Below are 22,194 nucleotides of genomic sequence, written 5' to 3' on the forward strand. Positions count from 1 at the left end.
GCACCGCACCAAGGGGCGCGCGAGGAAGGAAAAGCGGCGAAATCAACAGGACGGACGACACACGCAGCCCGCATAGCGGATGAGGTCCATGTGGACCCTCCGCCAAAGGCGCACGCAGGTGTCGGTCACGATCCGGAGTACACCACGACCCTGCGGACCGTTCAACTCACTGTCACTATGTGGACCGCACGGTCGGGCGCCGCGTGCGGAAGACCGTTCCGCGCCCCGCCCGCGCCGACCGGGCCGTACCCCGCACGGCCCTGACCAGCCCAAATCCCCAGGCCCCCGCAGCCGACGCCCAAAGCCCGCCCTCAGAGCCGCGACGCCCGAAGCCCGAAGCCCGCCCCCATGGGACCCGCCGTCCCAATGCCCGCCCCCATGGGACCCGCCATCCCAAAACACGCCCCCCATGGGACCCGGCCCCGCACCCTCACCTCAGGCCAGTCCCCTCCAGTCCCCTCCGCCCAGTCACCTCCGGCTCCCCGCCGCCGTCCCCGCCCCCCTGTCGGCCCCCGCGCCCGGACCCGCCCCCGCGTCCGGCTCCGCCTCCGCACCCGAGTCCGTCGGCGCCGCCCCGCCCAGCGTCGCTTCCGCGGCCTCGTAGAGATCGGCCGGCCGTACCCCGCTCAGCGCGGTGACCAGGTGGCCGTCGGGGCGGATCAGTAGCACGGTGTGCGCGGCCGCGCCCGGGTAGCTCTCGGCGACGAGCAGTTCGGCGGGGTGCGGCAGCGCGGTCACGGCGGCCGCGAGCCGGGGCATGATCCCGGCCGACACCCAGTGCTTGCGCTCCCAGACGCCGGTCCCGGGGGCGATGAGCAGGACGAGCAGCACCGCCCGTCCGAGCCGGTCCCGCAGCCGGACGAAGGAGCCGTCCTCGGCGGTCACCCGGACATCGGTCACCGGGGCGCCCGGGGCGGTGCCGACGGCGGCCGCGGACTCGGCGCGCGGCGGCGCGAGCGGCGAATCGCCGTACGTCCCCGGCGCGCCCAGCGGCCCGCGCCCCAGGTGGCCGTCGGTGAGCAGCGCGTCGTGTCCGCGCGCCGACCCGGGCACGTACGAGCGCAGGCCGCCGCCTCCGCGCAGTACCGGCAGGGCCTGGTCGGCGGCGCGCAGCCGGGCCGCGACCACCGCGCGGCGCTCCGCCTGGTAGCTGTCGAGCAGGGCCTCGTGCGGCCCGTGGTGCCAGGCCAGGGACAGTTTCCAGGCGAGGTTGTCGGCGTCCCGCAGGCCCTCGTCCAGGCCCTGGGTGCCGAGCGCGCCGAGCAGGTGCGCGGCGTCCCCGGCGAGGAAGACCCGGCCGGCCCGCCACCGGCGGGCGAGCCGGTGGTGCACGGTGTGGACTCCGGTGTCGAGCAGTTCGTACGGCGGCGCGGAGTCGCCGGCCCAGCCCGCGAGGGTCTCCTGGATGCGGCTGAGCAGCATGTCCGGGGTCACCAGCTCGTTGCGCGGCGGCAGCAGCCAGTCCAGGCGCCACACGCCGTCGGGCAGCGGACGCCCGGTCACCTCGCCCGCCCAGGGCCCGGAGGTCCGCCAGGGCGGCTGCCGGTGCAGCAAGGCCTCGCCGTGCCAGGGGAGTTCGGTGCGCAGGGCGGCCACGGCGTGCCGTTCCACGGCCGTGCGCCCGGGGAAGCGGATGTCCTTGAGCTTGCGCACGGTCGAGCGCGGCCCGTCGCAGCCGACCAGGTAACTGCCGCGCCACCAGGTCCCCTTGGGCCCGCGGGTGTGGGCGGTGACCCCGGACCTCTCCTGCTCCAGCGAGTCGAGCCGGCTGTCCACGGCGACCTTGATCAGCCGCTCACCGGCGATGGCCCGGCGCAGCGCGGCCGTCAGCACGTGCTGGGTGATGTGCAGCGGTGCCGCCACCCCCGCTTCCTGCGCGTCCTGGGGACCTGCTTCCGCCGCCCCGGCGCTTCCCGCGGTCCCGAAGCCGTATCCGTCGCCGCCCGGACCGCCTCGGCCACCGAAGACTCCCGGATCCGGCGCGTGCCCCGGGCCGCCCGGGCCTCCCGGCCCGCCCGTCTCGCCGTGGCCGCTCACGCCGCTGTGACCGTCCGCCGCGCCGTCCGCGCCCTGCGGGCCCCCCGCGCCGAACCGGATCTCGCGCATCACCTGCTTGCGCCGCATGGACCGCCATCCGGCCCAACGGAAGCCGGCCTCGGCGAGTGGGAAGCCGACCAGCCGCTCGACCAGCGCGGCGGTGTCCTCGCGGAGGACGACGGTGCGCGCGGGGCGCTGTTCGTCCTTGCCGGGGCCCTCGTCGAGGACGATGGAGGGAACCTGCTGGCGCGCCAGCGCAAGGGCGAGCGTGAGACCCACGGGACCCGCTCCGACGATGATCACCGGATCCATGACGTGCTGCCCCCTGCCCGGAGCGGAGTCCTCGGTGACTTACATGAACACAGAGTTGGAGCAGGGTGCACGATCACAGAACGTATGCAACCCATTGCCGGTGCTCTCGTCAAGCGACGGAGGCAGTGGCGATCACGCCACTGCCTCCGTAGGGGGCGAAACGGGTGACAACCCGTCAGGTTGCGGCTCCGGTCGCCTCCGTGCCGCCCACCGCGGCCGGCGGGAGCACCGCGCCCGTCGACTTCTTGCGCCGCCGCAGCCGGCCCTCGAGCCAGCTCGCGAAGGTGGTCAGCGCGAAGTTGATCGCCACGTAGATCAGCGCGACGACGGTGAAGCTCGCGATGGTGTTCGCGCCGTAGAAAGCGCTCATCGTGCTGACGGTCGCGAGCAGCTCCGAGAAGGTGAGCAGCGCGCCGCCGAGCGCGGTGTCCTTCACGATGACGACGAGCTGGCTGACGATCGCCGGCAGCATGGCCGTGACGGACTGCGGCAGCAGGATGTAACGCATCACCTGGTTCTTGCGCAGGCCGATGGCCTGGGCCGCCTCGGACTGGCCCTTGGGCAGGGACAGGATGCCCGCGCGGACGATCTCCGCGAGCACCGACGCGTTGTAGAGCACGAGTCCGGTGACGACCGCGTACAGGGGGCGGTCGTCCGAGCTGATGCCCGTCGCGTACTCGGCGTAGAGCGCCAGGGCGAAGAGCATCAGGATCAGCACCGGGATGGCGCGGAAGAACTCGACGATCACCGCGACCGGACCGCGCACCCAGGCGTGGTCCGAGAGCCGCGCGATACCGAGCAGCGCTCCGAGCGGAAGCGCGATCACCATCGACAGGGCGGCCGCGATGAGCGTGTTCTTCAGGCCCGGCCAGATGTACGTCGTATACGCGCGGGAGTCGGTGAAGAAGGGCTTCCACTTCTCCCAGTCGAGCTGGTGCTTGTCGGCAAGGCTGGTGATCACCCACCAGGCGACGGCGACGAAGGCGACCGTGAACACGGCCGTGTAGATCCAGTTGCGCCGCTTGGCCCGGGGGCCCTGGGCGTCGTAGAGGACCGAGCTCATCGCTTCACCGCCACCTTCTTGCCCACCCAGCCGAGGATCAGGCCGGTCGGCAGCGTCAGACACACGAAGCCGAAGGCGAAGACGGCCGCGATGAGGATGAGCTGAGCCTCGTTCTCGATCATCTCCTTCATCAGCAGGGCCGCTTCGGCGACGCCGATCGCTGCGGCCACCGTGGTGTTCTTCGTCAGCGCGATCAGTACGTTGGTCAGCGGGCCGATCACCGAGCGGAACGCCTGCGGCAGCACGACCAGCGTCAGGACCTGGGTGAAGTTCAGACCGATGGCGCGCGCCGCCTCGGCCTGTCCGACGGGCACCGTGTTGATGCCGGACCGCAGCGCCTCGCACACGAAGGCCGAGGTGTAGGCGATCAGGCCGAGCACGGCCAGCCGGAAGTTGATGGTGTCGAAATCGCTCGCCCCCAGATTGATGCTGAGGGTCTGGTTCAGTCCCAGTGAGGTGAACAGGATGATCACCGTCAGCGGGATGTTCCGGACGATGTTGACGTAGGCGGTTCCGAAACCGCGCATCAGGGGCACCGGGCCGACGCGCATGGCGGCCAGCAGGGTTCCCCATATGAGAGAGCCGACGGCCGAGAGCAGGGTGAGCTGCACCGTCACCCAGAAGGCTCCCAGCAGGTCGTAACCTTCAAGAAAGTCGAACACGATCTCCCGCGCTTCCGCATCTGTGGAGGGCACTTGCGGGCAGGTGCGCCGTCCCCCCGAGGACGACGCACCTGTCAGGCCCTACGTCACTTCTTGATGTCACCGATGGTCGGGGCGGGCTCGTTCTTGTAGTTCGCCGGGCCGAAGTTGGCCTCGACGGCCTTGTCCCACGACTTGTCGGAGACCATCTTCTCCAGGGCGGTGTTGATCTTCGCCTTGAGATCGCTGCCCTTCTTGACGCCGATGCCGTAGTTTTCGTTCGTCATCTTGAAGCCGCCGAGCTTGAACTTGCCCTTGAAGTTCGCCTGCGCGGCGTAGCCGGCGAGGATCGAGTCGTCGGTGGTCAGCGCGTCGATGGCGCCGTTCTCCAGGCCGGTGAGGCACTGCGAGTACGTCTGGTACTGCTGGAGCTGGGCCTTCGGCGCCAGCTTCTCCTTGACGTTCTGCGCGGACGTCGAACCGGCCACCGAACAGAGCTTCTTGCTGTTCAGGTCCGAGGGCGACTTGATGTCCTTCTCGTCGGCGCGGACCAGGACGTCCTGGTGGGCGAGGAGGTACGGACCCGCGAAGTCGACCTTCTGCTCGCGCTCGTCGTTGATCGAGTAGGTGGCGGCGATGAAGTCGACGTCACCGCGCTGGAGCATGGTCTCGCGGTCGGCGCTCTTCGCCTCCTTCCACTGGATCTGGTCGGCGCTGTAGCCGAGCTGCTTGGCGACGTACGTGGCCACGTCGACGTCGAAGCCGGTGTACTTGCCGTCCGCCGTCTTCTGGCCGAGGCCGGGCTGGTCGAACTTGATGCCGATCGTGATCGAGTTGCCGCCCGAGGAGCCGCCGTCGCCCTTGTCGTCGTCCGACGAGCCGCAGGCGGTGGCGGTGACGGCAAGCGCGAGCACGGCGGCCGAAGCGGCGGTGACCTTGCGGAGCTTCATGGTGAACATCCTTTTGGTGGTGAAGAGATACGGGCCTTCTACAAGGGGAGAAGGGCCGGACGTCAGTGGTGCAGGATCTTCGACAGGAAGTCCTTGGCCCGGTCGCTGCGGGGGTTGCTGAAGAACTGGTCGGGGACCGCCTCTTCGACGATGCGGCCGTCGGCCATGAAGACCACGCGGTTCGCGGCCGAGCGGGCGAAGCCCATCTCGTGGGTGACCACGACCATGGTCATGCCGTCACGCGCGAGTTGCTGCATGACCTCCAGGACCTCGTTGATCATCTCCGGGTCGAGCGCAGAGGTCGGCTCGTCGAACAGCATGACCTTCGGGTCCATCGCCAGGGCCCGTGCGATCGCCACGCGCTGCTGCTGGCCGCCCGAGAGCTGCGCGGGGTACTTGTCCGCCTGCGTGCCGACGCCGACGCGGTCCAGGAGCCCCCGGGCCTTCTCCTCGGCCGCCTTCTTGTCGGCCTTGCGGACCTTGAGCTGGCCCAGCATCACGTTCTCGAGCACCGTCTTGTGCGCGAAGAGGTTGAAGGACTGGAAGACCATGCCCACGTCGGCCCGGTGCCGGGCCAGCGCCTTGCCCTCCGCGGGCAGCGGGTCGCCGTCTATCAGGATGTCGCCCGAATCGATCGTCTCCAGGCGGTTGATGGTGCGGCACAGGGTGGACTTCCCGGACCCGGAGGGTCCGATGACCACGACGACTTCACCCCGGGCGATCGTCAGGTCGATGTCCTGGAGCACGTGCAACGCGCCGAAGTGCTTGTTGACGCTCTTCAGGACGACCAGTTCGTCGGTCGCGGCCACGGCGTCCTTGGCCACCGATACTTCGGTCATCGCTATTTGGCTCCGTCCTCCTCGGTTTCGGAGGACAGTAGTGACCCCGTACGACCAGCGTCATTACATCTGAGCGAGAATTGAGCATAACGATCTGATAGCGCCTCGACACTATGTGTGACGGGCGTGACCGGAGCGCGTACCGGCTGGGTAACGGAAGCCGTGGGCGACCCGAAGCCTCTTGACGCCGTCCTGGCCGATCGGCGTGACTGCCATGGTGCACGCGCGCGTGCCCGCTCTTTCGCAAACCGACTTCTACACGCCTACCGCGTACGAACCATGAACCGGAGGGGGCCGGGGTGAGACTGCTCCTCGTCGAGGACGACAACCATGTCGCCGCAGCCCTGTCCGCCGTGCTCGCCCGGCACGGCTTCGACGTCACGCACGCCCGCAGCGGTGAGGAGGCGCTCCAGGCGCTCGTCCCCGAAGGCGCCGGTTACGGTGTGGTCCTGCTCGATCTCGGCCTGCCCGACCAGGACGGCTACGAGGTCTGCGGCAAGATCAGGAAGCTGACCGGCACACCGGTGATCATGGTTACCGCGCGCGCGGACGTGCGTTCCCGGATCCACGGCCTCAACCTGGGCGCGGACGACTACGTGGTCAAGCCCTACGACACCGGCGAACTGCTGGCCCGTATCCACGCCGTCAGCCGGCGCAGCGTCGCCGAGGACTCCGCCGCGCCCGGCGACGGCGCCCTCAGGCTCGGCTCCGTACGGATCGAGCTGCCCACCCGGCAGGTCAGCGTCGACGGCTCCGTCGTCCAGCTCACCCGCAAGGAGTTCGACCTGCTCGCGCTGCTGGCCCAGCGCCCCGGCGTGGTCTTCCGCCGGGAACAGATCATCAGCGAGGTGTGGCGCACCAGTTGGGAGGGCACGGGGCGCACCCTGGAGGTGCACGTCGCCTCGCTGCGTTCCAAGCTGCGGATGCCGGCGCTGATCGAGACGGTGCGCGGCGTCGGCTACCGGCTCGTCGCCCCCGCGGCGTAGCGGGCACCGGTGCGCACGCGTCTCCTCCCGCTGCTCATCGTCCTGATGGCGGCCGTGCTGCTCGCGCTCGGCGTCCCGCTGGCCACCAGCGTGGCGGCCGCGCAGCAGCAGAAGGTGGTCGTCGACCGGATCGACGACACCGCGCGGTTCGCCGCTCTCGCCCAGTTCGTCACCGACCGCCCCACGGGCTCCCGGGTGGGCACCATCGACGAGCGCGGCGAGACCCTGCGCAAGGAGCTCGAGACCTACAACCGCGTCTACGGCATCAAGGCGGGCGTCTTCTACCGCAACAAGGAGCCCATGGCCAACGCGCCGCAGAGCTGGTTCCCGTCTCAGAAGGGCGACGCCAGGGACGCGTTCGACGAGGCGTTCCTCGGGCGCCGCAGCCACGACCCCGAACAGGTCTGGCCGTGGCAGCGCGGACGGCTCGTCGTCGCCTCCCCGGTCATCCGCGACGGCGACGTCATCGCGGTCGTCGTCACCGACTCGCCCACCGGCCAGATGCGGTCGAAGACCCTGCACGGCTGGCTGCTGATCGGGGCGGGCGAGATCGCCGCGATGCTGCTGGCCGTCGGCGCCGCGCTCCGCCTGACCGGCTGGGTCCTGAAGCCCGTACGGGTGCTGGACGCGACCACCCACGACATCGCCACCGGACGCCTGAAGTCGCGGGTCGCGGCCGCCGGCGGCCCGCCGGAACTCAGACGCCTGGCCCGCTCGTTCAACGAGATGGCCGACAACGTCGAGGACGTCCTGGAGCAGCAGCGCGCCTTCGTCGCCGACGCCTCGCACCAGCTGCGCAACCCCCTCGCGGCGCTGCTGCTGCGCATAGAACTGCTCGCACTGGAACTGCCGGAGGGCAATGAGGAGATCGCTTCCGTCCGCACCGAGGGCAAGCGCCTGGCCCAGGTCCTCGACGACCTGCTCGACCTGGCACTGGCCGAGCACGCCGAGGCGCACCTGCGGCTGACCGACATCGGGGAGCTGGCGGCAGAGCGGGTCGCGGCCTGGCAGCCGGTGGCCGACAGCAAGGGCGTCCGGCTGAGCGGCAGTTGCCCGGCCACCACCGCCTGGGCCGACCCGGTCACGCTGTCCAGCGCCCTGGACGCGGTGATCGACAACGCCCTGAAGTTCTCGCCCGAGAGCGAGAGCGTTCGGGTCACGGTCGGGTCGAACGGCGAGACGTCGACGATCGTCGTCACCGACGGCGGCCCCGGGCTCACCGACGAGGAGCTCGCCCGCATCGGCGACCGCTTCTGGCGCAGCGCCGCCCACCAGAACGTCAAGGGGTCGGGCCTCGGCCTGTCCATCTGCCGGGCGCTGCTCGCGGCGGGCGGCGGCTCGATCGGGTACGCCCGGCACGAGCCACACGGCCTTGAGGTGACCGTCACCGTGCCGCGTACGGAGCCGGCCGCCGCCGGTCCCGACGGAGCCGCTCCCGCGCGGTGACGGCCCCCGGAGCGGGCTGCTACGGCTTCACGGACCGGTAGTAGCGCGACGCTCCCTCGTGCAGCTCGACGGGATCGGTGTACAAGGCGGTCCGCAGGTCCACGAATTGCGCCGCGTGCACCTTGTGGCCGATCCCGTCCCGGCTGTCGATCACCGTGCGGGTCAGCTCCTCCGTGAGGTCGGTGTCCATGTCCGCGCGCGTGATGAGGAGGTTCGCCACCGCGAGGGTCTGCACGGTGGCGCCCTGCTGGGCCTCCGTGTAGGCCGTGGCGGGCATCACCGCGGGCCGGTAGTACAGGGAGGCGCCGCCCTGCTCCTGAAGCTCCTCGGCGATGTCGGTGCCGATCGGGACCAGCCGGATGTCGAACCTCTCCGACAGCTTCGACACGGCGCTCGTCGGCAGCCCGCCCGACCAGAAGAACGCGTCGATCTCGTGGTGCTCCAGCAGCCCGGGCATGGTGCTTATGCCGTCGGGCAGCGGCTCGATGTCCTTGTGCGGATTCAGGCCGGCCGCCTTGAGCACGTTGTCCGCGATCAGCCGCACCCCGGAGCCGGCCGGACCCACGGCCACCCGCCTGCCCTTCAGATCGGCCACCGACTGCACCGGCGACGACCGCGGCACCACCAGGTGCACGTAGTCGTCATAGAGGCGGGCGCAGCCGCGCAGCGTGTCCGCGCCCGGCTTGTCCTCCGCGATGTACGTCTGCACCGCGTCGGCCGCGGCGATGGTGAAATCGGCCTTCCCGGTGGCCACCCGCTGCACGTTCTGCTGCGATCCGTCGCTGGTCCACAGCCGCATGTCGAGCCGGGGCATGTCCTTGGCGGCGGCCTCCTGGAGCAGGTCCCCGTAGGTCTGGTACACCCCCGTCACCGTCCCGGTGCTGAAGGTGATCCGTCCCCCCGGGGACTTCTCGCCCAGCGGGAGCAGCCACCAGAGCAGCAGCGCGAAGACCACGAACGCGGCCGCCGAGCCGAGCAGTGCGGAACGTCTGCCGATGCGCGGGAATGCCTGGACCATGGGCGCGATCCTGCCAGCCGGGCCCCCCGGTGACCAGGGGCGGCGTCCCGGGACCGCGGACAGCCACCGGCAGGGGTCCGGAGCCGCGGGTGCCACCGGCAAGGGATCGGGGCCGCGGACAGCCACCGGCGGGGGTCCGGAGCCGCGGGTGCCACCGGCAAGGGATCGGGGCCGCGGACAGCCACCGGCAGGGAACCGGGGCCGCGGACAGCCACCGGCAGGGAACCGGGGCCGCGGACAGCCACCGGCGGGGCCCGGGGCCGCGGACAGCCACCGGCGGGGCCCGGGGCCGCGCACGGCCACCGGCAACGAACCGGGACCGGTGCGGGCGGGCGCGTCGTTAGGATCGCCGGATGCAGCCGTCTCCCGCCTCTCCCGACTCTTCCCCCGCCGTCCCCTCGCCCGCCTCCCTGGTCCGCGCCTTCCACCTGGCCTTCGGCCTCGACGCCCGTACGGTGCCGGCCGAGGTCTCCCCGGAGCTGGCCGCCCATCGCGGGGAACTGCTGGCCGAGGAGGCGGCCGAGGTCGCCGAGGTGTCCGTCGACGGCCCGCTGGACCGGCTGGCGCACGAGCTCGCCGACGTCGTGTACGTGGCGTACGGCACCGCCCTCGTGCACGGCATCGACCTCGACGCGGTGATCGCCGAGATCCACCGCGCCAACATGACGAAGGTGGGGCCCGACGGCTCGGTCGCCCGCCGCGCGGACGGCAAGGTCCTCAAGGGGGACCACTACCGCGCCCCGGACGTCGCCGCGATCCTGCGCCGCCAGGGCTGGGAGCCCGCGAAGGGGTAGCCCCGGGACGCGCGACAGGAGTCGCTCCGGGCACCGCCTACCCTTGTCACATGAGCAGCAGCGACCGGAGCCAGGCAGTGGGCGTTCAGGAATCCAAGACCTACGAAGTGCGCACCTACGGGTGCCAGATGAACGTCCACGACTCCGAGCGGCTCTCCGGACTGCTGGAGGACGCCGGTTACGTCCGCGCTCCCGAGGGCTCGGACGGTGACGCGGACGTCGTCGTCTTCAACACCTGCGCGGTCCGGGAGAACGCCGACAACCGGCTCTACGGCAACCTCGGCCGGCTCGCCCCGATGAAGACCCGGCGCCCCGGGATGCAGATCGCCGTCGGCGGCTGCCTGGCCCAGAAGGACCGCGACACCATCGTGAAGAAGGCGCCCTGGGTGGACGTCGTCTTCGGCACGCACAACATCGGCAAGCTGCCGGTCCTCCTGGAGCGCGCCCGCGTCCAGGAGGAGGCGCAGGTCGAGATCGCCGAGTCCCTGGAGGCGTTCCCGTCCACGCTGCCCACCCGCCGCGAGAGCGCGTACGCCGCCTGGGTCTCGATCTCCGTCGGCTGCAACAACACCTGTACGTTCTGCATCGTCCCGGCGCTGCGCGGCAAGGAGAAGGACCGCAGAACCGGCGACATCCTCGCCGAGATCGAGGCCCTGGTCGGCGAGGGCGTCAGCGAGATCACCCTGCTCGGCCAGAACGTCAACGCGTACGGCTCCGACATCGGCGACCGCGAGGCGTTCAGCAAGCTGCTGCGGGCCTGCGGGCAGATCGACGGCCTTGAGCGGGTCCGCTTCACCTCGCCGCACCCGCGCGACTTCACGGACGACGTGATCGCCGCCATGGCCGGGACGCCGAACGTGATGCCGCAGCTCCACATGCCGCTGCAGTCCGGCTCGGACACCGTCCTGAAGGCGATGCGCCGCTCCTACCGCCAGGAGCGCTACCTGGGGATCATCGAGAAGGTGCGGGCCGCCATCCCGCACGCGGCGATCACCACCGACATCATCGTGGGCTTCCCCGGCGAGACCGAGGAGGACTTCGAGCAGACGCTGCACGTGGTCCGTGAGGCCCGCTTCTCCCAGGCGTTCACGTTCCAGTACTCCAAGCGCCCCGGCACCCCGGCGGCCACCATGGAGAACCAGATCCCCAAGGAGGTCGTCCAGGCGCGCTACGAGCGTCTCGTCGCCCTCCAGGAGGAGATCTCCTGGGAGGAGAACAAGAAGCAGGTCGGCCGCACCCTGGAGCTGATGGTCGCCGAGGGCGAGGGCCGCAAGGACGGCGCCACCCACCGCCTGTCGGGCCGCGCCCCCGACAACCGCCTGGTGCACTTCACCAAGCCGGACCAGGAGGTGCGCCCCGGGGACGTCGTCACCGTCGAGATCACCTACGCGGCGCCGCACCACCTGCTCGCCGAGGGCCCGGTCCTGAACGTGCGTCCCACGCGCGCGGGCGACGCCTGGGACAAGCGCAACGCCGCCGAGGCCGCGAAGCCCGCGGGCGTCATGCTGGGACTCCCCAGGATCGGCGTCCCCGCCCCGCTGCCGGCCGCCACGGGCAGCGGCTGCGGCTGCGACTGACGCACACGGCCCGCGACCGGCAGGACCCGGCAGAGCGGGACACGTGATGCTCACCGCAGGACCCGGCCGAGCGGGACACGCGCGCTCACGGGGGAGCGGGCGACGGCGGACCGGCGGTCACGGTCCGGGCGCGTACGCTGCGGATCATGCTTGTAGCCGCCGCCGTCTGCCCCTGTCCGCCCCTGCTCGTGCCCCGGGTGGCCGCGGGCGCGGCACCCGAGCTGGACGCCGCGCGTGCCGCGTGCGCGGACGCGCTCGGCGTGCTCGCCGCGGCCCGTCCCGACCGGCTGATCGTCCTCGGTCCGGCCGGGCGGAGCGGGCGGGGCCCGCACCCGGCCGGTGCGCGCGGCACGTTCCGCGGCTTCGGCGTCGATCTGGACGTACGGCTGCCCGGAGCCGTGACGGAGGCGGGGGAGCCCGGGCGGGAGCTGCCGCCCTCGCTGTCCGTGGCCGCCTGGCTGCTGGACCGCGCGGGCTGGGCCGACGCCCCTGTGGAGGGCCTGGGCGTGGGCGAGCCGCTGGCCGCGGAGCGGTGCGTCGAGGTGGGCGGACAGCTCGCCGTACGGGCGGACCGGATGGCGCTGCTGGTGATGGGGGACGCCAGCGCGTGCCGGACGGTCAAGGCGCCGGGCTATCTCGACGAGCGGGCGGAGGGCTTCGACGCCGGGGTGGCCCGCGCGCTGGCCGCGGCGGACGTGGCCGCCCTCAAGGCCCTGGACGCCGAGCTCGCGCACGAGCTCAAGGCGTCAGGGCGGTCCTGCTGGCAGGTTCTCGCGGGCGCCGCGGAGGGCGCGGGACTGGGCGGCAGCCTGCTGTACGACGACGCCCCGTACGGGGTCGGCTACCTGGTGGCGGCCTGGTCGTAGCCGGCGCGCGGAGGACACGAAAACGGCGGACGGCCGGGAGCCGGCAGTGCTCCTCGGCCGTCCGCCGTCGGACTCCGTCAGGACGTCGGGGGCGGCGGCCCGTCCGGTCCGTCCGTCCGGTGGGCGGTGCCGTGACCGTCCTCGTGCGCGAGCCGGTCCAGGGCGTCCTTCGCCTTGCCGGTGCCCGTCTGGATCCTGTCGCTGTACTTGCCCTTGGTCCTCTCGTCGGCCATCCGCGCGGCCTTGTCCAGACCGCTGTGGATCTTGCCCCCGTGCTGCTGCGCGAGGTCGGAGACCCTGCCCTTGGCCGGGCCGAGTTTGGCTTTCAAATTGTCCAGGAGACCCATGGTGCACCTTCCCGCGCGGGGCCGTTATTTGCGGGCGCTTTCGCCGGCCTCACTGTCGGCGGCCTCGTCGGCGGACTGCTGCTTGGGGATGTCCAGCCCGTCCGGCGCGACGGCCTCGGCGGCCTGTTCCGCCGGAGCCTCGGCCGCAGTCCCCGTGCCGGTATCGGCATCGGCGTCGGCATCGATATCGGTATCGGCGTTGGTCCCGGCCCCGGTCGCGGCTTCGGGTGAGGTCTTCACCGGCACGGGCTGCGCCTCCTCTGCATTCTTCGCCGCCTCCGTCACATCGGCCGCGGCCCCGGCCGTCGCTGTACCGGCCTCCGCCTCGGCGGCCGACGCCTCCTCCGTAGCCTTCGACTTCCGGAGAAGCCGTGCAAAAACACCCATATCCACTCCATACATTACTCGTGCGGGCGAAATCCCGCGTCGACCGGTGCGTCCGTTTGCGTCGCCCGGGTGACCGGCGCTCGAACCGGCGGCTGAAACCTCGCAACAGGCAACGACTCCGGGCGTCCCGCGTCACGTAGCTCATTCGTGAAGAGGCCGTGATGTTTGCGAGACTGGGGCGGTGAGCAGCGCACCCCTCGCCCCCCGCGTCATCGCCGTCGTCGGACCGACCGCGGCCGGAAAGTCCGATCTCGGCGTATTCCTGGCCCGGCGTCTCGGCGGCGAGGTCGTCAACGCCGACTCCATGCAGCTGTACCGAGGGATGGACATCGGCACCGCGAAACTGACGCCCGAGGAGCGCGGCGACATCCCGCACCACCTCCTGGACATCTGGGACGTGACGGTCACCGCGAGTGTCGCCGAGTACCAGCGGCTGGCACGCTCCCGCATCGACGCGCTGCTCGCCGACGGCCGCTGGCCGATCCTGGTGGGCGGCTCCGGCCTCTACGTGCGCGGGGCCGTCGACAACCTGGAGTTCCCCGGGACCGACCCCGAGGTGCGGGCGCGCCTGGAGGAGGAGCTCACCCTCCGCGGTTCGGGCGCCCTGCACGCCCGGCTCGCCGCCGCCGACCCCGAGGCCGCGCACGCGATCCTGCCCAGCAACGGGCGCCGCATCGTCCGCGCCCTGGAGGTCATCGAGATCACCGGCAAGCCCTTCACCGCCAACCTTCCCGGCCACGACTCGGTCTACGACACCGTGCAGATCGGCGTCGACGTCTCCCGCCCCGAGCTCGACGAGCGCATCACGCGCCGGGTGGGCCGGATGTGGGAGGCGGGGCTCGTCGACGAGGTGCGCGGACTGGAGACGCAGGGGCTGCGCGCGGGGCGTACGGCATCGCGCGCGCTGGGGTACCAGCAGGTGCTCGCGGCGCTCGCCGGGGAGTGCACCGAGGCCGAGGCGCGGGCCGAGACCGTACGCGCCACCAAGCGCTTCGCGCGCCGTCAGGATTCGTGGTTCCGGCGCGACCCGCGGGTGCACTGGCTCAGTGGTGCCGCGGCGGATGTCACAGAACTTCCCCAGCTTGCGCTGGCGTTGGTCGAACGACCGGTTACAGCCTGATCACGTCATGGCATCGGGACGCTCCGGCCGTCATCCGGGCCTCCGGCGCCGTGCCATCATCAAGCTTCGATCGACCAGTGAAGTCCGAGTTGGGAGGGCGCGTGGCGATGGAGGCCGGCCCTCGCGACACTGCACGAGAAACCGAGCACGGCGCCGACCCGGGCGGGGAGCGTCCGGTGCTCGCGGCGGACGTCGAGCCGCTGAGCTCCGACGGTCCCGAGGACGCGCCGGACGGCGTGACCGCCGACGGGCCCGCGCCGGGCGAGATGTCCGCCGCGGCCGAGGTCGAGGTGGAGCTGCGCCCGCAGCGCAGGCTCCGGATCTGGCAGCTCGCCCCCATCGTGGCGCTGGCGGCCACCGGCTCGCTGATGTTCGCCTTCCCGCTGGCCTTCGAGTTCGGTGACGGCGGCGCCGTGGTCGCCATGCTCGGCCTGCTGATCTGCGCCTGCTCCGCGGGCTGGGGCATGATGGCCGCCCGCCGCGTCGGCTCCACCTGGCCGGGCCTGCCCCAGCGCGGCTCCGGACGCCGCCCCGACTGGCGGGTCGTGACGGCGTACGTCGTGGTGGTCGCGGCGGTGGCGGTGCTCGCCGTGTGGCGCGTGGCCCGCCTGCGCTGATCCCGTACCGGTCCGCGCCCTCCGCCCGGCCCGGGTCCGCGCGCACCGTCGTCCCCGCACACCTGCCGTCCGGATCCGCGCGCGCCGTCGTCCCCGCACACCTGCCGTCCCGGACAGCTGCCCTCCCGTCCGCCCGCCGGACAGCGCGGTCGGCTGTCGTACGCACGCCGTACGATCGAGGCATGAGCACGCGGATCGCCTTCCTCAAGGGTCACGGGACCGAGAACGACTTCGTCATCGTCCCCGACCCGGAGAACGCCATCGACCTGCCCCCGGCCGCCGTCGCCGCGCTGTGCGACCGCCGCGCGGGCGTCGGCGGCGACGGTCTGCTGCACGTCGTGCGGTCCGCCGCGCACCCCGAGGCCACCGCGATGGCGGCCGAGGCCGAGTGGTTCATGGACTACCGCAACGGGGACGGCTCGGTCGCCGAGATGTGCGGCAACGGGGTGCGGGTCTTCGCCCGCTATCTCCAGCGGGCCGGGCTCGTGACCGAGGGGGACCTCGCGATCGCCACGCGCGGGGGCGTCAAGCGCGTGCACATCGCCAAGGCCGACGCCGGCAGCGGCTCCGGTGCGGGCGAGGCCGAGGGGGACATCACCGTCGGCATGGGCCGGGCCGCGTTCCCCGAGGGTGAGGTGACCGTGAGCGTCGGCGGCCGCCACTGGCCCGCGCGCAACGTGAACATGGGCAACCCGCACGCCGTGGCCTTCGTGGACGACCTCGCGCACGCCGGCGACCTGTACACCCCGCCGCCCTTCACCCCGGCGGCCGTCTACCCGGACGGGGTGAACGTGGAGTTCGTCGTGGACCGGGGCCCCGGGCACGTGGCCTTCCGGGTGCACGAGCGCGGCTCAGGCGAGACCCGCTCCTGCGGCACGGGCGCCTGCGCCGTGGCCGTGGCGGCGGCCAGACGCGACGGCGCCGACCCGGCCGTCACGGGCGTCCCGGCGACGTACACCGTGGACGTCCCGGGCGGCAGGCTGGTGATCACCGAGCGCCCGGACGGCGAGATCGAGATGACGGGCCCCGCGGTGATCGTCGCGGAGGGCGAGATCGACGCTGGCTGGTTCCGCGCGGCCGGGGCCTGAGCGCCTGCCGGGTCTGTCGTACGATGCCTCACCATCCGCGCCGTGCTCCCGGACGGCGCGACCCTTGCCCTGCCGAACACATCGAAACGGTAAACCCCTGCGACGTCGCTCGAATGGGTGATCCGTTTCACGCTCGGCGAGAGGCGGTCAGCGGTGCGTGGTGGGCTCGGTAGCATCAAGCACCGGCCCGGACGGGGGATCGACAGCGTCCCCCGAGCCGTGTACGCCCTGGGGCACCCCGTCCGCCGGTCTACGCAGCCGGAGGTGCCCATGAGTGCGGAGGCGACGAATTCCGCGACGCCAGGCCCAGTGACGTCGTCCCCCAGGACCCCAGCGGTCCCCAGCGCCCCGGCCGCCGAGCCGCTCGTGGTGTCGCTGGAGCGGGAGGGCGCGGTCGCCCAGGGGAAGTCCCCGTCGCTCCGCCGGAGAGGCCGCCCGCGCATCGATCTGCGCCGCCTGGGCCGGGCCGCCCTGCTCGGCCCCGCCGCCCGCGACCGGCTGCCCGACGCGATCGGCCATGTGGCCGAGGCCCACCGCGCGCACCACGCCGACGCCGACCTGGAACCGCTGCGCCGGGCGTACGTGCTGGCCGAGTCCTCGCACCGCGGCCAGATGCGCAAGAGCGGCGAGCCGTACATCACGCACCCGCTGGCCGTCACCCTGATCCTCGCCGAACTCGGTGCCGAGACCACGACATTGACCGCCTCGCTGCTGCACGACACGGTCGAGGACACCGAGGTGACGCTCGATCAGGTCCGCGAGGAGTTCGGCGACGAGGTCTGCTACCTGGTCGACGGCGTCACCAAGCTGGAGAAGGTCGACTACGGAGCCGCCGCCGAGCCCGAGACCTTCCGCAAGATGCTCGTCGCCACCGGCAACGACGTCCGCGTGATGTCGATCAAACTCGCCGACCGGCTGCACAACATGCGCACCCTGGGCGTCATGCGCCCCGAGAAACAGGAGCGCATCGCCAAGGTGACCCGCGACGTCCTCATCCCGCTCGCCGAACGGCTCGGCGTCCAGGCCCTGAAGACCGAACTGGAGGACCTGGTCTTCGCGATCCTGCACCCCGAGGAGTACGAGCGCACCCGGGAGCTGATCGTCGAGAACGCGGCGCACGGCGGCGACCCGCTCGCGGAGATCGCCGAGGACGTGCGCACGGTGCTGCGCGAGGCCGGTATCCAGGCCGAAGTCCTCATCCGGCCGCGGCACTTCGTCTCCGTGCACCGGGTGTCGCGCAAACGCGGCCGGATGCGCGGCGCCGACTTCGGGCGGCTGCTCGTCCTGGTCGGCGAGGACGCCGACTGCTACGGGGTGCTCGGCGAACTGCACACCTGCTTCACCCCGGTGGTCTCGGAGTTCAAGGACTTCATCGCCGTCCCCAAGTTCAACCTGTACCAGTCGCTGCACACGGCCGTCGCGCGCGAGGACGGCGAGGTCGCCGAAGTCCTCATCCGCACACACCAGATGCACCGGGCGGCCGAGGCCGGCGTGATCGCGCTCGGCAACCCCTACGCGCCGCCGCCGGAGGAGCAGACGGACGGCGACGGCGAGCGCGCCGACCCCACCAGGCCCGGCTGGCTCTCCCGCCTGCTCGACTGGCAGGAGGCGGCGCCGGACACCGACACGTTCTGGTCGACCCTGCGCGAGGACCTCGCCCAGGACCGGGAGATCACCGTCTTCCGGGCCGGTGGCGGCTCGCTGGGCCTCCCGGCGGGCGCCAGTTGCGTGGACGCCGCCTACGCGCAGTACGGCGAGGACGCGCACGCCTGCATCGGCGCGCGCGTCAACGGCCGGCTGGCGACGCTGAGCACCGTGCTGCGGGACGGGGACACCGTCCAGCTCCTCATGGGCCAGGACCCCGTCTCCGAGCCCTCCAGGGAGTGGCTGGAGCACGCGCACACGCCCGCCGCGCGCATCGCCATCCAGCGCCGCCTGGCCGCCCACCCCGCGCCGCGCGCCACGGAAGCCGCCGACGGCGCCGGCCGCGCCGGGGGACGCGAGCAGGAGGCCGCCCCCGCCGCGGCCCCCCGCCCGGCCGCCGACGGGCCCGCCGCCCGCCCCGGCACCGCCAACGCCGTCGTCGACCAGCCCGGCGCGTCCGTCCGCCTCGCCGGCTGCTGTACGCCCGTACCGCCCGACGAGGTCACCGGCTTCGCCGTCCGCGGGGGAGTGGTGACCGTGCACCGGCGCGGCTGCGCCGCGGTCGCGCGCATGAAGGACGTGGGCCGCCCGGAGGTAGGGGTGAGCTGGGGCGACACCACCGAGTGCCGCGTCACGCTGGTCGCGGAATCGTTCGGCAGGCCGCACCTGCTCGCCGACCTCACCGAGGCCATCGCCCTGGAGGGCGTCGCCATCGTCTCCGCCACCGTCGAACCGCCCAGCCAGCAGCGCGTCCGCCACACGTACACGCTGCAACTCCCGGACGCGGCCCACCTGCCCGCCCTGATGCGCGCGATGCGCGACGTACCCGGCGTGTACGACGTCAGCCGCGCACAGCACCGGGCGGCTGCCGCGCGGTGAGCGACGGGATGAGGAGCGGCGGGGCAGTGAGCGGCGGGGTGCCGCGGTAACAGCGCGGTACGCGCGCACCGGTGAGCGACGTCCACGCGCGTGTAGTGCTGAGCCTGGTGCACTCGCGCGTACACCGGTGGGGCCGGTCCACGCGCGCGTACCTTGGTGGGGCCGCTCCACGCGCGCCGGTAAGCACGGCCCACGCGCGCGTGCCTCCCCCTCGGCGCGTCCCGCCGCGAACCCGTTCGGGTGGGTCCGGCGCGAGTCGCCGACGTCGCGCCCGTGTGCGCTGGTAGCGGTGGTTCATGCCGCTCATCCCACAATCCGGGCCCCGCCGTCTGACGTCGGCACTGCTGGCCTCCGCCGTCTCCGTCTGCCTCGTCGCCGCGGGCGCGCCGTCTCCGGCCGAGCCCCTGGGCCTCGGCGACCGTCTCTTCCCGCACCTGGGGAACCCCGGTTACGACGTGACCTCGTACGACCTGGACTTCCGCTACTCCGGCGGGAACCGTGAACCGCTCGCGGCGGTCACCGGTATCGACGCCGTGACCACCGCCCGGCTGGACCGGGTCAACCTCGACTTCTCGCACGGCACGGTGCGCTCGGCCGAGATCAACGGCGAACCGGTGGACTTCCGGACCGCGGGCGAGGACCTGGTGCTCGTACCGCGTGCACCGCTGCCCCCGGGGAGCGCGCTGCACATCACCGTGCGGCACACCAGCGACCCCGTGTACGCCAAGGGGCAGGACGGCGGCTGGGTGCGGACCACGGACGGGCTCGCCATGGCGAACCAGGCGGACGCCGCCCATCTGGTCTTCCCGTGCAACGACCACCCCTCCGACAAGGCGCGCTTCACCATCCGCGTCACCGCCCCCGACGGCTACACGGCGGTCGCCAACGGGCTGCCCGCGGGGCGGGACCGGCGCGCCGGTGTCACCACCTGGACCTATCGCAGTGAGCACCCCATGGCCACCGAGCTGGCCCAGGTGTCGATCGGGCGCTCCGCGGTGCTGCGCCGGACCGGACCGCACGGGCTGCCCGTCCGAGACGTCGTCCCCAAGAAGGACCGCGCCGCGCTGGAGCCGTGGCTGAAGAAGACCCCGGAGCAGATCGCCTGGATGGAGCGCAGGGTCGGCCTGTACCCCTTCGAGACGTACGGGCTGCTCATGGCCGACGCGCAGACCGGCTACGAGCTGGAGACGCAGACGCTGTCCCTGTTCGAGAAGGGCCTCTTCACCGAGCCGGCCTTCCCGAAGTGGTACGTCGAGTCGATCATGGTGCACGAGCTGTCGCACCAGTGGTTCGGCGACAGCGTCAGCCCTCGCTCCTGGTCCGACCTGTGGCTCAACGAGGGGCACGCCACCTGGTACGAGGCCCTGTATGCCCAGGAGAAGGGCGGCCGGTCCCTGGACACCCGGATGAAGGCCGCCTACCGCCTGTCCGACTCCTGGCGCGCCACCGGGGGCCCGCCCGCGCAGCCGAAGGGACCGAGGTCGGGACAGAAGATCGGCATCTTCCGGCCCAATGTCTACGACGGGTCCGCACTGGTGCTGTACGCCCTGCGGCAGGAAATCGGGCGCACGGCCTTCGAGCGCCTGGAGCGGTCCTGGGTCGCCCTCCACGAGGACGGCACGGCGTCGACGGCGGACTTCACGGCGCTCGCCTCCAGCATCTCCGGACGCGACCTCGGCGGCTTCTTCAGAGGCTGGTTGTACGGCACGAAGACACCGCCGATGCCGGGGCACCCGGGCTGGAAGAGCGACGCCGCGCGCTAGGAACGCGGAACAGGGCGCCCGAGCGCGGGAGGGACGGCTCCGCGTGCGCGGGAGGGACGGCTTCGCGCGCCGCGAGGGCGCGGGCGAGAAGTCGGGTGACGAGACGGGGCGTGCCGTGCGACCATCGTGCGCAGGCCGACGACAAGGCCCCGGCCGCCCGGCGGCCGTGGGAATCTCCTGGCGGCCTCGGGCGTTGTCCTTTTCGACGGGCCACGTCCGTCACCTTCGCATCCGCCTACACGTAAGGATCCAATGACCTCCTCTTCTTCCTCTTCCCAGGCCGCACTGAGCGCTGTGCAGAACTACACCGAGGGTCTTCGGTCCGATGCCCTGATGGAAGAGGACGTCGCCTGGAGCCACGAGATCGACGGTGAGCGGGACGGCGAGCAGTTCGACCGCTCCGAGCGCGCGGCCCTGCGCCGTGTCGTGGGCCTGTCCACCGAGCTCCAGGACGTCACCGAGGTCGAGTACCGCCAGCTCCGTCTGGAGCGCGTCGTACTCGTCGGCGTCTGGACCTCGGGCACCGTCACCGACGCGGAGAACTCGCTGGCCGAGCTCGCCGCCCTCGCCGAGACCGCGGGCGCGCTCGTGCTCGACGGTGTCGTCCAGCGCCGTGACAAGCCTGACGCGGCCACGTACATCGGTTCCGGCAAGGCCAACGAGCTGCGGGACATGGTGCTCGAGTCCGGCGCGGACACGGTCATCTGCGACGGCGAGCTGAGCCCCGGCCAGCTGATCCACCTCGAGGACGTCGTCAAGGTCAAGGTCATCGACCGTACGGCGCTGATCCTGGACATCTTCGCCCAGCACGCGAAGTCCAGGGAGGGCAAGCGGCAGGTCGCGCTCGCGCAGATGCAGTACATGCTGCCGCGGCTGCGCGGCTGGGGTCAGTCGCTGTCCCGTCAGATGGGCGGCGGCAAGGGCGGCGGCCTCGCCACCCGTGGTCCCGGTGAGACCAAGATCGAGACGGACCGGCGGCGGATCCGCGAGAAGATGGCGCGGATGCGCCGGGAGATCGCGGAGATGAAGACGAGCCGCGAGCTCAAGCGCCAGGAGCGCCGGCGCCACAAGGTGCCGTCGGTGGCCATCGCCGGATACACCAACGCGGGCAAGTCCTCGCTGCTCAACCGCCTTACGGGCGCGGGCGTCCTGGTCGAGAACGCGCTGTTCGCGACCCTCGACCCGACCGTGCGCCGGGCCGAGACCCCGAGCGGCCGGCTCTACACGCTGGCCGACACGGTCGGCTTCGTCCGCCACCTGCCGCACGACCTGGTCGAGGCATTCCGCTCCACGATGGAGGAGGTCGGTGACTCCGATCTGATCCTGCACGTGGTGGACGGCTCGCACCCGGCCCCGGAGGAGCAGCTCGCCGCCGTGCGCGAGGTCATCCGCGAGGTGGGCGCCACGGACGTGCCCGAGATCGTGGTGATCAACAAGGCGGACGCCGCGGACCCGCTGGTGCTCCAGCGGCTGATGCGGATCGAGAAGCGTTCCATCGCCGTCTCGGCCCGCAGTGGCCGGGGCATCGACGAGCTGCGCGCCCTGATCGACAACGAGCTGCCGCGGCCCTCGGTCGAGATCGAGGCGCTGGTGCCGTACACGCACGGCAAGCTGGTCGCCCGGGCGCACACCGAGGGTGAGGTGATCTCCGAGGAGCACACCCCGGAGGGCACCCTGCTCAAGGTCCGGGTGCACGAGGAGCTGGCGGCGGACCTCGCGCCGTACGTTCCCGCCCCGGCCGCCTGACCGGCGCGCGCACCGCACGCACAACGGCCCGCACGCACAGACCGAAGGCCCGCCCCCGGCGATCGGGGGCGGGC

The 22,194-nt window shown here is 72.1% G+C and carries 20 protein-coding genes; 11 read left to right on the forward strand and 9 right to left on the reverse strand.

Annotation, left to right across the window (positions count from 1 at the left end; translation table 11 throughout):
* Positions 1-42 precede the first annotated feature (42 nt).
* The 6 genes from ACFV6E_RS33820 to ACFV6E_RS33845 form a co-directional block, all read right to left on the reverse strand.
* Positions 43-411, reverse strand: coding sequence for a putative leader peptide (locus ACFV6E_RS33820; protein ID WP_385466923.1), 369 nt, complete (start codon positions 409-411; stop codon positions 43-45).
* A gap of 57 nt (positions 412-468) precedes the next feature.
* Complete coding sequence (locus tag ACFV6E_RS33825) at positions 469-2,349, reverse strand: FAD-dependent monooxygenase (RefSeq protein WP_385466926.1); 1,881 nt, start codon at positions 2,347-2,349, stop codon at positions 469-471.
* Between the two features lie 175 nt (positions 2,350-2,524).
* Positions 2,525-3,412, reverse strand: coding sequence for an amino acid ABC transporter permease (locus ACFV6E_RS33830; RefSeq protein WP_385164691.1), 888 nt, complete (start codon positions 3,410-3,412; stop codon positions 2,525-2,527).
* A complete protein-coding gene (locus tag ACFV6E_RS33835) occupies positions 3,409-4,074 on the reverse strand; it encodes an amino acid ABC transporter permease (protein WP_385164694.1) in 666 nt (221 codons plus the stop codon). Before ACFV6E_RS33835 ends, ACFV6E_RS33830 begins: the two co-directional genes overlap by 4 nt.
* 86 nt (positions 4,075-4,160) lie before the next feature.
* The gene (locus ACFV6E_RS33840; protein ID WP_385164697.1) at positions 4,161-5,003 is read right to left on the reverse strand and encodes a glutamate ABC transporter substrate-binding protein; all 843 of its coding nucleotides are present in this window, start codon (positions 5,001-5,003) and stop codon (positions 4,161-4,163) included.
* A 62-nt stretch (positions 5,004-5,065) separates the two neighbouring features.
* A complete protein-coding gene (locus ACFV6E_RS33845) occupies positions 5,066-5,842 on the reverse strand; it encodes an amino acid ABC transporter ATP-binding protein (protein WP_385164700.1) in 777 nt (258 codons plus the stop codon).
* Between the two features lie 299 nt (positions 5,843-6,141).
* Here ACFV6E_RS33845 and ACFV6E_RS33850 point away from each other — a divergent pair, with 299 nt between their 5' ends.
* Positions 6,142-6,828, forward strand: a complete 687-nt coding sequence (locus ACFV6E_RS33850; protein WP_385466929.1) for a response regulator transcription factor — start codon at positions 6,142-6,144, stop codon at positions 6,826-6,828.
* 9 nt (positions 6,829-6,837) lie between these two features.
* Positions 6,838-8,274 carry an ATP-binding protein gene (locus ACFV6E_RS33855; protein ID WP_385164705.1) on the forward strand — a complete coding sequence of 479 codons (1,437 nt, stop codon included), beginning with the start codon at positions 6,838-6,840 and terminating at the stop codon, positions 8,272-8,274.
* Positions 8,275-8,293: 19 nt separating this feature from the next.
* Here ACFV6E_RS33855 and ACFV6E_RS33860 read toward each other — a convergent pair whose 3' ends face one another.
* The gene (locus ACFV6E_RS33860; RefSeq protein WP_385466932.1) at positions 8,294-9,292 is read right to left on the reverse strand and encodes a TAXI family TRAP transporter solute-binding subunit; all 999 of its coding nucleotides are present in this window, start codon (positions 9,290-9,292) and stop codon (positions 8,294-8,296) included.
* Positions 9,293-9,645: 353 nt separating this feature from the next.
* Here ACFV6E_RS33860 and ACFV6E_RS33865 point away from each other — a divergent pair, with 353 nt between their 5' ends.
* From ACFV6E_RS33865 to ACFV6E_RS33875, 3 genes are all read left to right on the forward strand, one after another.
* A complete protein-coding gene (locus tag ACFV6E_RS33865) occupies positions 9,646-10,086 on the forward strand; it encodes a MazG nucleotide pyrophosphohydrolase domain-containing protein (protein WP_385466935.1) in 441 nt (146 codons plus the stop codon).
* A 50-nt stretch (positions 10,087-10,136) separates the two neighbouring features.
* Positions 10,137-11,663 (forward strand): tRNA (N6-isopentenyl adenosine(37)-C2)-methylthiotransferase MiaB, encoded by a 1,527-nt coding sequence (miaB, locus tag ACFV6E_RS33870; RefSeq protein WP_385164711.1) that lies wholly within the window; start codon positions 10,137-10,139, stop codon positions 11,661-11,663.
* Positions 11,664-11,809: 146 nt separating this feature from the next.
* Positions 11,810-12,529, forward strand: coding sequence for a class III extradiol dioxygenase subunit B-like domain-containing protein (locus ACFV6E_RS33875; RefSeq protein ID WP_385466938.1), 720 nt, complete (start codon positions 11,810-11,812; stop codon positions 12,527-12,529).
* 77 nt (positions 12,530-12,606) lie between these two features.
* Here the strand turns inward: ACFV6E_RS33875 and ACFV6E_RS33880 are convergent, their stop codons facing one another.
* Positions 12,607-12,876 (reverse strand): antitoxin, encoded by a 270-nt coding sequence (locus ACFV6E_RS33880; protein ID WP_385164717.1) that lies wholly within the window; start codon positions 12,874-12,876, stop codon positions 12,607-12,609.
* Between the two features lie 24 nt (positions 12,877-12,900).
* The gene (locus ACFV6E_RS33885) at positions 12,901-13,263 is read right to left on the reverse strand and encodes a hypothetical protein (RefSeq protein ID WP_385466941.1); all 363 of its coding nucleotides are present in this window, start codon (positions 13,261-13,263) and stop codon (positions 12,901-12,903) included.
* Between the two features lie 181 nt (positions 13,264-13,444).
* Here ACFV6E_RS33885 and miaA point away from each other — a divergent pair, with 181 nt between their 5' ends.
* From miaA to hflX, 6 genes are all read left to right on the forward strand, one after another.
* Positions 13,445-14,383 carry a tRNA (adenosine(37)-N6)-dimethylallyltransferase MiaA gene (gene miaA, locus ACFV6E_RS33890; protein ID WP_385466944.1) on the forward strand — a complete coding sequence of 313 codons (939 nt, stop codon included), beginning with the start codon at positions 13,445-13,447 and terminating at the stop codon, positions 14,381-14,383.
* A gap of 107 nt (positions 14,384-14,490) precedes the next feature.
* The gene (locus tag ACFV6E_RS33895) at positions 14,491-15,000 is read left to right on the forward strand and encodes a hypothetical protein (protein ID WP_385164745.1); all 510 of its coding nucleotides are present in this window, start codon (positions 14,491-14,493) and stop codon (positions 14,998-15,000) included.
* 182 nt (positions 15,001-15,182) lie between these two features.
* The gene (gene dapF / locus ACFV6E_RS33900) at positions 15,183-16,088 is read left to right on the forward strand and encodes a diaminopimelate epimerase (RefSeq protein ID WP_385164724.1); all 906 of its coding nucleotides are present in this window, start codon (positions 15,183-15,185) and stop codon (positions 16,086-16,088) included.
* Between the two features lie 270 nt (positions 16,089-16,358).
* Entirely contained in the window at positions 16,359-18,611 is a 2,253-nt protein-coding gene (locus ACFV6E_RS33905) for a RelA/SpoT family protein (protein WP_385164727.1), read from the forward strand.
* Positions 18,612-18,907: 296 nt separating this feature from the next.
* Entirely contained in the window at positions 18,908-20,374 is a 1,467-nt protein-coding gene (locus ACFV6E_RS33910) for a M1 family metallopeptidase (RefSeq protein ID WP_385164730.1), read from the forward strand.
* Positions 20,375-20,626: 252 nt separating this feature from the next.
* Positions 20,627-22,120, forward strand: coding sequence for a GTPase HflX (gene hflX / locus ACFV6E_RS33915; RefSeq protein WP_385466948.1), 1,494 nt, complete (start codon positions 20,627-20,629; stop codon positions 22,118-22,120).
* Positions 22,121-22,194 lie beyond the last annotated feature (74 nt).

Source organism: Streptomyces sp. NPDC059785 (assembly GCF_042732375.1).
GTDB lineage: Bacteria > Actinomycetota > Actinomycetes > Streptomycetales > Streptomycetaceae > Streptomyces.